General features: G+C 63.2%; 12 protein-coding genes. 4 read left to right on the forward strand and 8 right to left on the reverse strand.

From position 1 onward, the window contains the following. Positions 1-58 precede the first annotated feature (58 nt). The 4 genes from AAFG50_RS26280 to AAFG50_RS26295 all read right to left on the reverse strand — a co-directional run bounded on the left by AAFG50_RS26280 (position 59) and on the right by AAFG50_RS26295 (position 5,161). Positions 59-1,288: a CaiB/BaiF CoA-transferase family protein gene (locus AAFG50_RS26280; RefSeq protein WP_028171358.1), complete on the reverse strand. Its 1,230-nt coding sequence runs from the start codon at positions 1,286-1,288 to the stop codon at positions 59-61. A gap of 183 nt (positions 1,289-1,471) precedes the next feature. Then, positions 1,472-2,677, reverse strand: coding sequence for an MFS transporter (locus AAFG50_RS26285; protein ID WP_028171357.1), 1,206 nt, complete (start codon positions 2,675-2,677; stop codon positions 1,472-1,474). 134 nt (positions 2,678-2,811) lie between these two features. Then, a complete protein-coding gene (locus AAFG50_RS26290) occupies positions 2,812-3,639 on the reverse strand; it encodes a 3-keto-5-aminohexanoate cleavage protein (RefSeq protein ID WP_028171356.1) in 828 nt (275 codons plus the stop codon). Positions 3,640-3,763: 124 nt separating this feature from the next. Next, complete coding sequence (locus AAFG50_RS26295) at positions 3,764-5,161, reverse strand: MFS transporter (protein ID WP_342714010.1); 1,398 nt, start codon at positions 5,159-5,161, stop codon at positions 3,764-3,766. A gap of 183 nt (positions 5,162-5,344) precedes the next feature. On the opposite strand from AAFG50_RS26295, the gene AAFG50_RS26300 reads away from it, so the two are divergent. After that, entirely contained in the window at positions 5,345-5,632 is a 288-nt protein-coding gene (locus tag AAFG50_RS26300) for a hypothetical protein (RefSeq protein WP_074076842.1), read from the forward strand. 34 nt (positions 5,633-5,666) lie between these two features. On the opposite strand, the gene AAFG50_RS26305 is transcribed toward AAFG50_RS26300, so the two are convergent. From AAFG50_RS26305 to AAFG50_RS26320, 4 genes are all read right to left on the reverse strand, one after another. After that, positions 5,667-5,870, reverse strand: a complete 204-nt coding sequence (locus AAFG50_RS26305) for a hypothetical protein (protein ID WP_028171354.1) — start codon at positions 5,868-5,870, stop codon at positions 5,667-5,669. A gap of 152 nt (positions 5,871-6,022) precedes the next feature. Continuing rightward, positions 6,023-6,976: a GDP-L-fucose synthase gene (locus tag AAFG50_RS26310; protein WP_028171353.1), complete on the reverse strand. Its 954-nt coding sequence runs from the start codon at positions 6,974-6,976 to the stop codon at positions 6,023-6,025. After that, positions 6,957-8,027 (reverse strand): GDP-mannose 4,6-dehydratase, encoded by a 1,071-nt coding sequence (gene gmd / locus AAFG50_RS26315; RefSeq protein WP_011088213.1) that lies wholly within the window; start codon positions 8,025-8,027, stop codon positions 6,957-6,959. The genes AAFG50_RS26310 and gmd overlap by 20 nt, the downstream gene beginning before the upstream one ends. Positions 8,028-8,534: 507 nt before the next feature. Then, a complete protein-coding gene (locus AAFG50_RS26320) occupies positions 8,535-8,855 on the reverse strand; it encodes a hypothetical protein (RefSeq protein WP_049832405.1) in 321 nt (106 codons plus the stop codon). 563 nt (positions 8,856-9,418) lie between these two features. On the opposite strand from AAFG50_RS26320, the gene AAFG50_RS26325 reads away from it, so the two are divergent. The 3 genes from AAFG50_RS26325 (at position 9,419) to AAFG50_RS26335 (ending at position 14,824) form a co-directional block, all read left to right on the forward strand. Further along, complete coding sequence (locus AAFG50_RS26325; RefSeq protein ID WP_028171352.1) at positions 9,419-11,137, forward strand: TolC family outer membrane protein; 1,719 nt, start codon at positions 9,419-9,421, stop codon at positions 11,135-11,137. Between the two features lie 191 nt (positions 11,138-11,328). Further along, a complete protein-coding gene (locus AAFG50_RS26330) occupies positions 11,329-13,584 on the forward strand; it encodes a type I secretion system permease/ATPase (RefSeq protein ID WP_028171351.1) in 2,256 nt (751 codons plus the stop codon). Further along, positions 13,574-14,824, forward strand: a complete 1,251-nt coding sequence (locus AAFG50_RS26335) for an HlyD family type I secretion periplasmic adaptor subunit (protein ID WP_011088217.1) — start codon at positions 13,574-13,576, stop codon at positions 14,822-14,824. Before AAFG50_RS26330 ends, AAFG50_RS26335 begins: the two co-directional genes overlap by 11 nt. Positions 14,825-14,984: the final 160 nt, after the last annotated feature.

Here is a 14,984-nt window from a genome sequence, read left to right on the forward strand (position 1 = left end):
CGTCTCGCCGCTTTGCGGCGAGCCACCCTCTCCCACAGGGGGAGAGGGTAAGAAACCGCTAGATAATCCCCTGCTGCTTCAGCGCTTCGATCTTCCCGGCATCATAGCCGAGCTTGCCACCCAGCACCTCCTTTGTGTGCTCGCCGAGCAGCGGCGGGGCGCGGTAGTTCTTGATCGGGGTCTCCGAGAAGGTCAGCGCGTTGCGGATCAGCGACAGCTCCGGCTCGAACTTGTGCTCGGTCTTCACCCGCATGCCGCGCGACTGGACGTGCGGATCGGAAAATACCTGCTCGAAATTGTTGATCGGACCTGACGGCACGCCGGCCTCCTCCAGCTTGTCGAGCCAGTAGGCCACCGGCTTCTTCAGGAACAGGCCGGCGAAGATCGCCATGATCTCCTTGCCGTGCACGACGCGGTCGTTGTTCTTGATGAAGCGCTTATCGTTGGCGAGCTCGGGCTCGCCGAGCACCGCACAGGTGCGCTGAAACTGACCGTCATTGCCGACCACCAGCATCAGCTCGCCGTCGGTGCAGCGGAACACGCCGGCCGGCATGCCGCCATTGCCCCAGGTGCCGCGGCGCGGCGGCGTCTTGCCGTTGACGAGGTAGATCTGGAGCCAGTGGCTGAGCGAGGCAATCACGGTGTCGAGCAGGCAGACGTCGAGATGCTGTCCGACACCGCCATTGGCGTCGCGATGGTAGAGCGCCGAGAGAATGCCGATCGAGGAATTCATGCCGGTCATGTAATCGACGATCGACGGGCCGACCTTCATCGGGCCCTCGCCCGGCTCGCCGTCGATATGGCCGGTGACGCTCATCAGGCCGCCCATTGCCTGCAGGATGGCGTCATAGCCGGCGCGCGGCGCGTACGGGCCGGTCTGGCCGAAACCGGTCACCGAGCAATAGATGATGCCGGGGTTGATCGCCTTGATGGTCTCGTAGTCGAGGCCGTAGCGCTTGAGATCGCCGACCTTGTAGTTCTCCATGAAGACGTCGACGTCCTTGGCAAGCTCGCGAATGATCGCCTGGCCCTCGGGCTTGGCGATGTTGACCGTGACCGACTTCTTGTTGCGGTTGGCGCAGAGATAGAACGAGTTGTTGTTGTTCGCCTTGCCCTCGGGGTCGGTCAGATAAGGCGGGCCGAAGGCACGCGCGTCGTCGCCGGTGCCCGGCCGCTCGATCTTGATGACCTCCGCACCGAGATCGCCCAGCATCTGGGCCGACAGGGGCCCGGCGAGCACGCGGGTAAGGTCAAGGATCTTGATGCCTGAGAGCGGCAAGGCCGACATGTCGGTTTCCTCCGGGGAACTGGTGTTGGCGCGGCGGCCCGAGCGCTGAGGTTCGGCCGTGACTGCGCTCCCTGCGGATACACCATTTTCGGGCCTTGAGCACTGCACTCCGGGCATACGGCCATCCCTGCGCCGGCGGCCGGATCGGCCATCGAGAGCGAATTCCGCGCCGTGAATATTGCCTCAGGTTACGGCAGCCGCAGCCACCTGCGGCCGGCGGCGGCCGAGCAGGACCAGGATCAGCACGGTCGCGCAGGAAAACACCAGCGTCAGGCCCAGCGCGCCGCGGCTGCCGAACTGGGTGAGCAGAGCTGCAAGGAGCGGCGGCGAGATCGCGGAGGCCAGATTGAGCGGCAGCGCGATCATCGACATCGCCTTGGCGAACTCGGCCTGGTCGTAGAAGACGAGCGGAATCGTCGCTCGCGCCACCGCCATGGCACCGCTGCCCGCGCCATAGAGCAGGATGAAGGCTGCGACCGCCCAGGTCGCCCCCTCGCTCAGCATCAGCAGCAGCATGGCGACGGGGAGCGCCGTGCCTGCGACAAGCCCGGTCGTGATTCCGTCCCATCGTCCCCCGCCGAGGAAGTCCAGCCCGCGGGCGCTGACCTGGATCACACCGAGCATCGAACCGAAGGCGATGGCCTGGGCCGGCGCCAGCCCTTCCGCCCGCAGCAGCTCGATGAGCACGGCGCCGAGACCAAAATTCACGAAGGCGTTCAGCGTGATCGCGATGACGACGAGATTGAAGGTGCTTCGCGGAATCGCGGGCGCATCGGAAGGTCTTGCAGCCGAGCCGCCGTCGTCCTTCATGATATTCCGGCGCGGCGCACCAAAGGCATAGAGCGGAAGCGAGACCAGGATCAGCATGGCGGCGTAGACGAGGCAGGTGCCCCGCCAGCCGAAATGGCCGCTGAGAAACGAGGTGGTCGGCCAGAAGATGCTGCTGGAGAGGCCCGTCACCAGCATCAGCGCGCCGATGGCATTCTTGGCCTGGCGCCCGGCGACCTCGTTGAGCATGATATAGGCACCGGTCGACAGCGTGGCGCTGCCGCCCATGCCGAGAATGACCCAGGCCACGAAATAGAGCAGCGGCTCGCGCGCGAAATACAGAACGACATAGCCCGGCACGGCAACGACGGTGCCCACCATCATCACCTTGCGTGCACCGTGCCGCGCAAACGCCTTGGCGAGCCAGGGCGCGCACAGCCCCATGGTGACATAGAGCGTGGAGGTGCCCGCAAACACCATCGGCAGGCTCATGCCGAGATCGGCCGCAAGGTCGCGGCCGACGATCGGCGGAAGACCGATCGTTCCCCATCCGATGAGCTGGGTGATTGCAAGCACCAGCAGGACCCCGATGAGCCTGCCGTCAGTCTTCAAGAACCGCATTCCAAACGTCGCCTGCCCGGCAGGCGCAGATCGCGCCTGTGGCACTCGTCTTACCCGGAGACTCAGCGCACGGGAACGCCGGCCGCCGAATGGCAGAAGGCAGCCGGGAGCATGTCAGGCGGAGGCAGTAGCCCCTACCGCGCGATCCCGAGCACGGATCGCGCCTCGACTGCGGTCGCGACGCGCCGGCCGTGGCGCGCGACAGCCTCGCCCGCGATGGTCACGAGCTCCGCGTTGCTGGCGGCGAGGCGCGTCTTGTCGACCCTGATATTGTCCTCGAGCCCGGTGCGAACCGCGTCGGCGCCGCGCGCGAGCGCCCAGCCCATGACCTCGGCTTGGTGGCGCCCGATCCCGGCCGCGGTCCACGTCGCTTTCGGGATCAGCCGCCTGAGCTCTCCCAGGAGGATATCGAGGACATGCTCGTCCGCCGGCATCGCGTTCTTGACGCCCATGACGAACTGCACGTGCGGTCGCGGGTCGATCAGCCCCGCCTCGATCAGGCGGCGGGCGCCATGCAGATGCGACAAATCGAAGATCTCGATCTCCGGCCGGATGCCACCTTCCTTCATGCTGGTGGCGAGGGTCTCGACCAGGGCAGCGCTGTTCTCGTAGACAATCGTCGGAAAGTTCACCGATCCCGTGGACAGCGAGGCCATGTCCGGCCTCAGATAGAGCGACGATCCCCGCGCCGAGGGATCGCGGCCCCGCCCGCCGGTCGAGAACTGAACGATCATCCCTGGGCAATGCTTCCTGATGCCTTCCTGCACCCGGGCAAAGCGCTCCGGGTCGGAGGACGGCGTCTCGTCATCGTTGCGAACATGGATATGGGCAAGCGTGGCGCCGGCCTCGAAGGCTTGTTGCGTCGACTCGATCTGCTCGGACGGCGAGATCGGCACCGCGGGATTGTCCTTCTTGCGCGGAACGGAGCCGGTGATAGCGACGGCAACGACAACGGGGTTCATCCTGCAACCTCATGATGATCGCGCTCACGCGCACATATTCTGGATCGGCAGCCACGCAGTGCTGCGAAACCCTGCCGCTGCGACAATCATCGATCGCAGCGGCAATCGCCTCATACCATACCCGTCAGGTCGGAACTGCGGCAGCCCCGCTCGCCGCTCCGGCACGCTGCCGCTCATAGTCTGCACGCGCCATCGGAACGGCTTCGGGATTACCGAGATCCTCGATGTTGATCCGGTAGGTCTCCCGGGCAGTGACGGCCGCCAGCGCGGCGATGACCGTGATGCCGAAGGCGATCGCCCCCACCGTCAAGGGAATGTTGGCCGAGCCGGGAGGCGCCACGGTCGCAAACAGAGCGGGAAGCAACGCGGTGATGGTCGTGCCGATGTTCTGCGAGATCGCCATTGCCGACACACGGGTGCGCGTCGGAAACAGCTCCGGGTAGAAACTCGGGAAGATCGCGTTGTAGCCCTGGTAGACGACGCCCCACATCAGGAGGGACAGCAGGATCGCCAGCGGCACATTCCGGATGCTGATGGCATAGAGATAGCCGAAGGCGAGCAAGCCGGAGAGCAGCGCGCCCACGATGATCGGAGGCTTGCGGCCGACCTTGTCGGAGAGATGGCCGACGAAGGGAATGACGAACACGGCCAGCATGTTTCCGAGCACCGGGATCCAGAGATAGACGTCCTTGGCAAAGCCGATGCCATAGGCGGGCTGGACCGCGTAGGCCGCACCGAAGATGGTCGCAACGACGGGGATGACGTTCATCAGAGCCATGCAGATGACCCTGAGCATGTCGCGCCAGCTCAGCTTGATAGCCTGGACAATGGGCGCCCGCGGCGTTTCTCCCAGCTCGCCCTCGCGGGCAAAGGCGGGGGTTTCGTCGACTTCGCGGCGAATGATGTAGCCTGCGACGATGACGAAGAAGCTGAGCAGGAAGGGAATCCGCCAGCCCCAGCTATTGAAGGCGTCGGTCGGCATATAGGCCGCCAGCGGCAGGAAGACCGCGGCCGCGAGAATTTGTCCGGCCTGCACGCCCTGAAGGGCGAAGCTTGCATAGAAGCCGCGCCGGCCGAACGGCGCATGCTCCAGAATCATCGAGCTTGCGCCGGAGATCTCACCGGCCACGGCAAATCCCTGCACGAGGCGAAGGATGACGAGCAGGATCGGCGCCAGGATGCCGACTTGCTGATAGGTCGGCAGGATACCCACCGCCATCGTCGAGATGCCCATCAGGAACATGCAGACGATGAGAACAGTCTTGCGGCCATGGGTGTCGCCCCAATGTCCGAGGACGAAGGCGCCGATCGGCCGGGCCACATATCCAACACCATAGGTCGCCAGCGATGCGACGATGGCGACGGTGGGATTGTCCGACGGAAAGAAGATCTGCGGGAAGATCAGCGACGCAGCGGTCGCGTAGATGAAGAAGTCATAATATTCGAGAGCCGACCCGATCCAGCCGCTGGCAGCAGCCTTCCTCGACTGACTCATGTGGTGCATCGCGCGAGTCGTGACCATTTCAAAATTCCTCCCTGGTTTTCTGGCGTCCCGTTGGCGGGCTTCGTTGAAAATTGGGCAGCAATCTCCGGGCGTTCTGCGAAGCTTCGCGAGCGCTGGTCACTGCCGATGGGTGTCTGATTAATCGCGACAATAGGCTTTCGCTGGGCTAACACAATTACCCAGTTATGTGATAAACCTAACATGATGTTATTTGCGTCGGAGCGCGAACGTCGGGCAGCGGGCTCGCGGACCGCGGCTCGGCATGCCGCCGCGGGAGAGCATCGTCACCGGCTCGCTTGCGACCGCCAGCAGCTTTGGTCAGCCCTCCCCGCCAACTCGCCCCCCGCTGAACAATTGCGCATCCGCTCGCTGATGTCGGAAAACGGCGCCATCTTCAGCGGCGGCGTCGAAGCCGACCGCCTCGATTTCAATGCGGGTGCCGAGGTCACGATCGGAATTGCCGCGCGGCGCGGGCGATTGATCGTGTGATGCGGCGCGCAAGAGGCCCACCACACTGACGATGCTAGCTCCCGAGGTCAGCCTCGCCGTCTTCGCGGCCGGGCGCACTGACATGGACCTCGTGCCCCTGCCGGAGTGCCAGCGAGGCGGCGGCCACGGCCGCTTCGAACGCCGATTCCTTGGTCGCATATTTGCCGTTGACGTTGCCGTCGTGCAGCACACCCCATTGGTCCCGGACCGGCACGATGGCGTATTGAGCAAGGCCCATTGTCCAAATCCTGTCGCTGCCCGAGTTGCGGCCGCGCGCGAGTTAGCCGTCACCCCCTCCGACCAGCCAACTCGTGCTTGCGGTGAAGGTTCCCATGGGTATTCGTTCTGATCTCCCCCTGCATCGAACAACGCGGGCGAGCAGTCGCTGGATTATTGCGCAGCTAGCTGCGCGGCTTGATACGCCGCATAGGCGCGCTTCAGGCCGTCCTCGAGCGAGGTGGTCGCGCGCCAGCCGAGTCCTGCAAGGCGGCTGACGTCGAGCAGCTTGCGCGGCGTACCGTCGGGCCGCGAGGTGTCGAAAGAGATCTCGCCGCTGTAACCAACGACCTCGGCAACGACGCGCGCGAATTCGGCGATGGTGATGTCCTCGCCGGTGCCGATGTTGATCAGCCCGGCACCGGAATACGTCTTCATCAGGTGCACGCAGGCATCCGCCATGTCGTCGACATAGAGGAACTCGCGCCGCGGCGTGCCGGTGCCCCACACGACGACGCCCTTGGCGCCCGAAACCTTCGCCTCGTGGAAGCGGCGGATCAGCGCGGCGACGACGTGGCTCATCTCAGGGTGATAATTGTCGCCGGGGCCGTAGAGGTTGGTCGGCATCACGCTGATGAAGTCGCATCCATATTGGCTGCGGTAGGCCTCCGCCATCTTGATGCCGGCGATTTTTGCAATTGCATAGGGCTCGTTGGTCGGCTCCAGCGGGCCGGTCAGCACGGACTCCTCGCGCAAGGGCTGCGGGGCCAATTTGGGATAGATGCAGGAGGAGCCGAGGAACATCAGCTTCTCGGCGCCGTTCCGATGCGCGGCGTGGATCACGTTGGCCGCGATCGCGATGTTGTCGTAGATGAACTCGGCGCGCAGCGTGTTGTTGGCGACGATGCCGCCGACTTTCGCCGCCGCGAGGAACACGACCTGCGGCCGCACCTTTGCGAACCAGTCGAACACGGCGGCCTGGTTGCAGAGATCGACCTCGCGACGGTCCGCGGTGACGAGCTTGACATCCTCTCCTGCGAGCCGGCGCACCAGCGCGCTGCCGACCATGCCGCGATGGCCGGCGACGTAGACGCTTCTGCCCTTCAGCTCAAACGGAGCGTTTGTCATGGGCAGCGTCCCGTTTCGCCTGTGCCAGATCGCTCGCCATCATCTCCTCGACAAGCTGGGCAAAGCTCCGCTTCGGCTTCCAGCCGAGCACCTCGCGCGCCTTGCTGGCATCACCGATGAGGAGATCGACCTCGGTCGGGCGGAAATAGGTCGGATCGATCTTCACCACCGTCTTGCCGCTCTTGGCATCGACACCGGTCTCCTCGACGCCTGCGCCACGCCAGGCGATGCGCCGGCCGACCTGCGCGAACGACAATTCGACCATCTCCCGCACCGAGCGCGTCTCACCGGTGGCGAGAACGAAGTCGTCGGGCTTGTCGGCCTGGAGGATCATGTGCATGCCCTCGACGTAGTCCTTGGCATGCCCCCAGTCGCGCTTGGCCTCGAGATTGCCGAGATAGAGCGTGTCCTCCAATCCCACCTCGATGCGGGCGACGCCGCGCGTGATCTTGCGCGTGACAAAAGTCTCGCCGCGGATCGGGCTCTCGTGGTTGAACAGGATTCCGTTGGACGCGAACATGCCGTAGGCCTCACGGTAGTTCACCGTGATCCAATAGCCGTAGAGCTTGGCGACGCCGTAAGGAGAGCGCGGATAGAACGGCGTCGTCTCCTTCTGCGGGATCTCCTGCACGAGACCGTAGAGCTCGGAGGTCGAGGCCTGGTAGAACCGTGTCTCCTTCTCCATGCCGAGGATGCGGATCGCTTCCAGCAGCCGCAGCACGCCGATCGCGTCGGCATTGGCTGTGTATTCCGGGCTCTCGAAGCTCACGGCGACGTGGCTCTGGGCGGCGAGATTGTAGATCTCAGTCGGCCGGATCTGCTGCACCAGGCGGATCAGATTGGTCGAGTCGGTCATGTCGCCGTAATGCATCAGGAACGGCACGTTGCCGACATGGGGATCCTGATAAAGGTGATCGACCCGCGCGGTGTTGAACGAAGACGAGCGCCGCTTGATGCCGTGCACGACATAGCCGAGCGACAGCAGATATTCGGCGAGGTAGGCGCCGTCCTGGCCGGTCACGCCGGTGATGAGAGCGATCCGCTCGGTCATAGCTATCCCGATCTCCTGGTACCCATTGGCGGGGCGGTCCGCGCGTCCATGGCCGTCGATGTGACGCCCTTCTTTGACAGAACGGCCGCCCCGGTCAACACGTACGGGACGCAATGGAGATTGAAGCGGGTGAAGCGCTCCGACTCAGAATCTCTTTCCCGTTTTTATACGTAATTCCAAGAAGTTACATCATCCCCAAGTTTCGTGTTGGACGTTCCAGCCGCGGCTCACTTTGGCGCGTGTGCTGCGCAAGACGGCCGGCACCCATGACGCGGCGAGTCGGGGGCGCTCGCCGGCGCAGGTTCTGCTCAAACCGGCCATTGTCGATCGCTCGCGGCCTCTGTCCGGATAGCGCCGCACGCATGCCAAGGATGTCGAGCGCTTCACCCACCCAACACGCCGCTTTGAAGTTTCTTCATTCTGCGGCGATGCAGCCGGCGTTAATCGACGTCAGGGAAACCGCATTTCATGCTCGGCACGGATCCTCGAATGAACGGATTTCAGCACCTATTCGTCGTCCGAAGGCTTCACGCCGGCCCCCTCGCCTCGACGGAGCTTTCTGACGAATGCCGCGATCGCATCATAAGCTTGCAGCAACGGCGGGCTCAGAGAAAAGAAGGCGCCGAGCGCGACTGCAATAATCGCATGACGAAGCGAAAAACCCTCGTCCTCTTCCAGCCGACTTTTCGGATCGATCAATGCAGGCGACAGGCCGCTCTGTCCTCGCTCGCCATTCGACCTCCGCGACTTCCGCGGGGGGATCATGATCACGGCGAAGAGGACATTGATGAGCAGCCAAATGCCAAGAATAATGAGCAGAGTTCGCATCGAAAATCCGAAAAATATCAATCGAAAAAAAATCAGTCACGTCATTTCTGCGAATATTCGTTCACGCTTTCCGTCACAATCACTAGGTGCCTTGCCGGACGCAAGCAAAATGCGCGCTCTCCTCGCCTAAAGGACCGTGCAGTGTTACCAGCGCCGACGCTCTGCATCGGCGACACCTGCATGCAACGATGGCTGTGATGACAGGCGCCGAAGCCGGCCCGCGTGTCGGCCGCGACCTGTCCTCGCGCTGTGGCAGCGGGCTCCTTCGGACGATCGGTTGAGCGTGAAGCCGGTTTCTGTTCGCCAATACAGAATGGTCCGCTGGCGGAACAGTACGGGCATCGTGGATCGACAACAGGCTGAGAGGTAAAGCGGCACAGCGGAAGCTTGCGCTTCGTCACATCCAGGTTTGGCGCCGCCCTCCACCCCGAAGACAGAGGTATTATTACACCTTCGCTCTGCCTCCGACGTGGCAGAAATGCGACAACCCGGTACAATTGCTCAATTTTCCCGCATTGCGCCTAGCTTGTCGGTTCAGTCCTTGCGAGACTTGAGGCAATTTCATGGGGGACCCCGCGACCGAATTTCGGAAACGGGCGGAGGTAAAATTGCTCAAGTACATTTTCGTTTTCACAGCATTGGCTCTGGTTCCATGCGGCGGCGCATTAGCCGAACCGTTCTCGATCAATGACGCGTTGAAACAGGCCGTACGTACCAACCCTGGAGTTGGTGAAGCCTCGGCTAACCGCCGCGCTACCGAGAGCGAGCTTCGCCAGACCCAGAGCACGCTGCTTCCGCAGGTTCGCGTGGAAGCGCGCTGGGGTCCCGAAAAATTCGACCAGAGTGCTGCCGTATCAACCGGCACCGCCCTGCCCGTCCCGATCGTCGGAAATGGCTCGTGGCGAAACGGATCGCAGGAATCCGTCGTCGTCCGGCAGATCTTGTTCGACGGCTTCGCCTCGATTCACGACATCTGGCGGCAGACGGCGCGCGTCAACGCCGCGGCTTTCCGCGTTCGCGAGCGGACCGAGTTGATCGCCCTGGACGCAGCGGAAGCCTATGTCGACGTCGTGCGCTATTTGCGGCTGGTCACGCTCAGCGAGCAGAACGTCGTCACCCACGAGAAGATCTTCAGCAACGTCAACACGCGCTTTTCCGGCGGACGCGCCGGTGAAGGCGATCTCGAGCAGGCCCGCGAACGGGTTGAAAATGCGCGTGCGACGCTCGCCGAATTCCGCCGGAGCCTGGAAGAGTCCCGCGCCAGATTCCGCAAGGTCGTCGGACTTGAACCCATCAATCTTCGCTTCCCGGGACCACTGGGCGGCTTGCCCACGACCCGCGACGAGGCCCTTGCCACCACGGTACGGTTCAACCCCACCATTCAGGCCGCGCAGGCCGACGCCGATGCGGCAAAGCATGCGTTTCGCGTGACGGACGGCGCTTTTGTTCCGACCTTCTCGCTCGAGGGCCGGGCGACGCACAACGACAACACCTACCCCTATCTTGGGGTTACTCACGACGACTACAGCGGCAAGGTTGTCATGTCCTGGGATGTCTTCCGCGGCGGTCAGGATGTCTGGCGGCGGTCGGAGATGTCCGAACGTTACGTCGAAAGTACCGCGCGGCATGCACGCCTTCAGCGCGATGCAATCGAATCCATCGACAAGGCTTGGGCAGCGCGGACGGTCACCGTGACACGAATCGCCGCGCTGACGCGGCAACTCGAGGCTGATCGCAAGACGATTGCGGCCTTCCAAAAGGAATATGAGCTGGGCCAGCGTTCGCTGATCGACCTCTTGAATGCCCAGAACCAGTATTTCAACGCATTGGTTTCGTTGACCTCGGCTCGTGGCGTCGTGGTATTCGCCGACTATCAACTTTTGGCGGCCATGGGCACGCTGCTTGAATATTTGAAATCTCCGCCGCCTGTTGACGCAGCGCCGGTGGATCTTGGGGTTTTCGGAACGCCCGACTACAAGGCGCCGACGCTCCGCGTGAAGCTGCCCCAGACCGGTTCCGAACCGCTGAACGTCCCGGTGCCTGCACCGGAACGAGTTCCCGCCCGTCTGGGCTACGCGAGCGAAGCGCCCGAACCTGATGCGTTCAAGGATAGATGGCCGACACGATCCAATCTGCCGACCATGGTGGGAGCATCCGAATGGATCACGCAGCGGCGAAGCACCGACGATCCGGTCATACTCAACACCTCTCCCGCTACCGCGTACGCGGCCGATAGAAAGCCGCACTGGCTAGCGACGGCATTCGAGCCGGTTCAGAGATAGTTCCAACTCCGCGAGCGCGTCCGTGATCGGCGAAAGGCGGTTCGAAGATTAACCTTTAGTTGCGCTTTTGCCGATTAACCAAATGATTTCGTGCGTTTTCCGCTATGCTGGAATGACGGTTCGCTTTTCGCTCCGCATCATTTCATTTTGGACATTCGCATTTGTTGTTTCGAGCATCCGAGTCAACGCACATGCATGGCCACTCCGTCGCGGAGCAAGCCGTTGCGTCTGAACCGAAGCAAGCGACGGGTCGCCTCGAAAGCGACGACCCACTTGCATCATCGCTCATTTTCCTGGCGTCGTACCACGGCCGTGCCGTTAGTCGCGAGGCATTGCTAGGCGGCCTGCCGATCCTCGACGGCCGGTTGTCAGTTCCCCTCTATGACCGTGCGGCTCAGCGCGCGGGCCTCCAGACCGAAGCCGTCAAGCGCGACATTGCCGATATTCCCGCGCTGGTGCTGCCTGCCGTCCTCATCATGAAGAATGGCACGACGCTGATCCTGCTGGAGTTCGACAAATCCGGAAGCAGTGTCAAAGTCCTCAATCCGTCCCTCAAGGCCGGCATCCCTGAGCTTCACGCGATCCAGACCATCTCGGCCGGCTACACCGGATACGCTTTCTTCGTCAGGGCTACGGTCGAGAGCAACGCACGCGCCGTCGCTGCCGGCGATCTGCCGCGAAGCCATTGGTTTTGGTCGGTGGTCAAGCTGCATTGGCGCGGCTACGGTCACATCGCGCTTGCAGCCTTCCTGATAAATATGCTCGCGCTGGCGACGCCCCTCTTCACCATGAGCGTCTACGACCGCGTTGTCCCCAATGGCGCGCTTCCTTCGCTGATCGCCCTGTCGATCGGAATGGGGTTGGCGATTGCGTTCGACTTCATCTTCCGGACGGTTCGCAGCCGTATGATCGATGTCACCGGCAAGACGATCGACGTCATCCTCGCTGCCAACATTTTCGAGCACGTGATGGGCGTGAAGATGGCGCAGCGCCCCTCGTCGGTGGGCATCCTCGCCAATCAGTTGCGCGACTTCGATTCGGTTCGCGAGTTCTTCACGTCCGGCAGCGTCGTATCCGCGACGGATCTGCTGTTCGCGATGCTGTTTGTCGGGATTCTCTTTGTCATCGCAGGGCCGCTGGCCTGGATACCTCTGGTGATGTTGCCGGTCATGCTCCTGATCGGCCTGGCATTGCAGCGCCCGCTGGACCGGGCCATGAAACGCCAGCAGGCTGAAGCTGCGGCACGTCATGGCGTGCTGGTCGAATCGCTGTCCGGCCTCGAGACGATACGCGCGACCGGCGCCGAAGCGCGCATGCAAACGGCCTGGGAGCGATCCGTCGCGGCAACGGCCCGCTCGGGCGAAGACGTCCATTTCTGGGCCTCGCTCGCGCTGACGAGCGCCAATACGGCCCAACAGCTCACCAGCCTCGCCCTGATCGTCGTCGGCGTATTCCTGATACTCGACGGCAAGCTCACGGTCGGAGCGCTGGTCGCGGCAAACATGCTGGCGGGGCGCGTTCTGGCACCGATCGCCGGGATCGCTTCGGTGATCACGCGCGGAACGCAAACGCTGAGTTCGCTAAAGGCCATCGATCGCATTATGTCGCTGGAGCGCGAGCGATCCCCTGCGCGTGCCTATGTCTCTCGACAGATCCGTGAAGGCGCGATCGCTTTCGACGGCGTCAGCTTCACTTACCCCAACGCGCCCGGCAAGGCCCTCGACAAGGTATCCTTCAAGATCGAAGGCGGCGAGAAGGTCGGCATCATCGGACGCATTGGATCCGGCAAGACGACTGTGGGGCGGCTTCTGCTCGGCTTCTATGAGGCGCAGGAGGGCCGCATCCTCGTCGATGGTGTCGACTCGCGGCAATACGATCCGTCCGACCTGCGGTCCGGGGTTGGCTTTGCGATGCAGGACACCGAGCTGTTCTTCGGAAAGCTGCGCGACAACATCGCGCTGGGCAAACCCGAGGCAACCGACGAGGAAGTCCTGGCCGCGGCACGGCTGGCCGGCGTCGAGACGTTCGTCGCGGGCCATCCCATGGGCTACGACATGCCCATTTCGGAAGGCGGCCGGAGCCTCTCCGGCGGCCAGAAGCAGGCCATCGGCCTTGCGCGGGTGCTCATCAGGAAGCCGCGGATATTGTTTCTGGACGAACCGACCGCCCATTTCGACATTCGCAGCGAAGCCGAATTTCTCGAGCGCCTGAGGGCGTTGCGCGAAGAGCAGATCACCATTCTGATCTCGACGCATCGGCTCTCACTGCTGAATATGGTCGACCGCCTGCTGCTGTTCGACAACGGCCGACTGATCGCCGACGGCCCCCGCGACAAGGTTCTCGCGCTCCTGCAGGGCAAGCCGGCGCCATCGACGCCGAGCCAGACCCCGATGCCGGCGGCTGCCGAGCAACCCGTCTCACCCATGGCCAGAACCAATGTCGTCTGATTTCGCGTTTGCCAACGATGTTCGGGCTGCCGCCGCGCTTCGTGCGCCGCGGACCTCCCGCATGCTGCTTGTAGCGTCCCTTGCCCTGCTCGCCACGTTCCTGACCTGGGCTCATTTCGCCGTGCTGGATGAAGTCAAGCGGGGCAACGGCCGCGTCGTACCCGCGCGCCAGATGCAGGTGGTGCAGTCGCTCGAAGGCGGGATCGTCGGCGATATCCTCGTCCAGGAGGGATCGATCGTCCAGCAGGGACAATCCCTGATGCGCATCGACGATACAAAGTTTGCATCCGAATTCGGCGAGATCAGGGAACGGCGGGCTGCGATGGCGGCCCGTGTCACCAGACTTGAGGCCGAAGCCAGGGGAAAGGGCGAGCTGATCTTTCCCGATCAGCTTGACCAGGTGGTGCCGTCGGCCGTGGCCACGGAAAGCAGCGTGTTCAAGATGCGCGCGCAGAAACTGGCGCAGGATGTCGACGTCCTGAACCAGCAGGTCGCCCGGCTCGGCGGCACGCTCAAATTGCTGGATCGGGAGCTGGCGTTGACGCGCAAGCTGTACGAGCAAAAGGTGGTGCCGGAAATCGAGATGTTGCGGCTCGACCGCCAGGCGACCGAGATGAGAGGACAACTCGCGGAGGCCCAATCCAAGATCGCGAGCACGGTCTCCTCCTTCCGCTCCCAGGCGGACGAAGATCTTGCGAAGTCCAAGGGCGACCTGGCCGTGCTCGATGAAAATATCAAATCGGCGCAGGACCGGGTCCGGCGAACCGACCTCAAGGCACCCGTGCACGGGATCGTCAACAAGTTGAACGTGACCACCGTGGGGGCAGTCGTGCAGCCCGGCGCCAATGTGATGGACATCGTCCCCCTCGACGACACGCTGCTGGTCGAAGGTCGCATCAAGCCCCAGGACATCGCCTTCATCCGGCCCGGCCAGGACGCCGTGGTGAAGATCTCGGCCTACGATTCCTCCGTCTACGGCTCGCTGAAGGGCAAGGTCGAGCGCATCAGCGCCGATACGATCGTCGACGACAAGGCCGAAAAGACCCCGGATCGCCAGGAGAGCTTCTACCGCGTCATGGTGCGGACAGAGAAGAACCACCTGGGCACGGAGCAGAAGCCGCTCCCGATCATTCCCGGCATGATCGCGACGGTCGAGGTGCTGACCGGCGAGAAATCGGTTCTCGATTATCTGGTGAGGCCGGCCCGCACACTGCGCGACGAAGCCCTGCGCGAGCGTTGAGGCTTCGACAAGGTTAACAGGGCGCAAAGGTCGCGGCGACAATTTGCCGGTCGCTCGAAGCGCGCGATTGACCGCCTTTGCGACAAGGCTGCCGCCCTCCCCCCGCTTTAACCTCACCTAAGCGTCGCAGACCTCAGTCTCGATCCGACAACAGGATCGG

The organism is Bradyrhizobium sp. B039 (assembly GCF_038965675.1).
GTDB classification, from domain to species: domain Bacteria; phylum Pseudomonadota; class Alphaproteobacteria; order Rhizobiales; family Xanthobacteraceae; genus Bradyrhizobium; species Bradyrhizobium diazoefficiens.

What these genes read in the sequence shown, in the direction of transcription:
- AAFG50_RS26280 (WP_028171358.1), bottom strand. Translation starts at nt 1,288, where the DNA reads ATGTCGGCCTTGCCGCTCTCAGGCATCAAGATCCTTGACCTTACCCGC.
- gmd (WP_011088213.1), bottom strand. Translation starts at nt 8,027, where the DNA reads ATGACCGAGCGGATCGCTCTCATCACCGGCGTGACCGGCCAGGACGGC.
- AAFG50_RS26290 (WP_028171356.1), bottom strand. Translation starts at nt 3,639, where the DNA reads ATGAACCCCGTTGTCGTTGCCGTCGCTATCACCGGCTCCGTTCCGCGC.
- AAFG50_RS26295 (WP_342714010.1), bottom strand. Translation starts at nt 5,161, where the DNA reads ATGGTCACGACTCGCGCGATGCACCACATGAGTCAGTCGAGGAAGGCT.
- AAFG50_RS26335 (WP_011088217.1), top strand. Translation starts at nt 13,574, where the DNA reads ATGTCGTCTGATTTCGCGTTTGCCAACGATGTTCGGGCTGCCGCCGCG.
- AAFG50_RS26330 (WP_028171351.1), top strand. Translation starts at nt 11,329, where the DNA reads ATGCATGGCCACTCCGTCGCGGAGCAAGCCGTTGCGTCTGAACCGAAG.
- AAFG50_RS26300 (WP_074076842.1), top strand. Translation starts at nt 5,345, where the DNA reads ATGATGTTATTTGCGTCGGAGCGCGAACGTCGGGCAGCGGGCTCGCGG.
- AAFG50_RS26305 (WP_028171354.1), bottom strand. Translation starts at nt 5,870, where the DNA reads ATGGGCCTTGCTCAATACGCCATCGTGCCGGTCCGGGACCAATGGGGT.
- AAFG50_RS26285 (WP_028171357.1), bottom strand. Translation starts at nt 2,677, where the DNA reads ATGCGGTTCTTGAAGACTGACGGCAGGCTCATCGGGGTCCTGCTGGTG.
- AAFG50_RS26310 (WP_028171353.1), bottom strand. Translation starts at nt 6,976, where the DNA reads ATGACAAACGCTCCGTTTGAGCTGAAGGGCAGAAGCGTCTACGTCGCC.
- AAFG50_RS26325 (WP_028171352.1), top strand. Translation starts at nt 9,419, where the DNA reads ATGGGGGACCCCGCGACCGAATTTCGGAAACGGGCGGAGGTAAAATTG.
- AAFG50_RS26320 (WP_049832405.1), bottom strand. Translation starts at nt 8,855, where the DNA reads ATGCGAACTCTGCTCATTATTCTTGGCATTTGGCTGCTCATCAATGTC.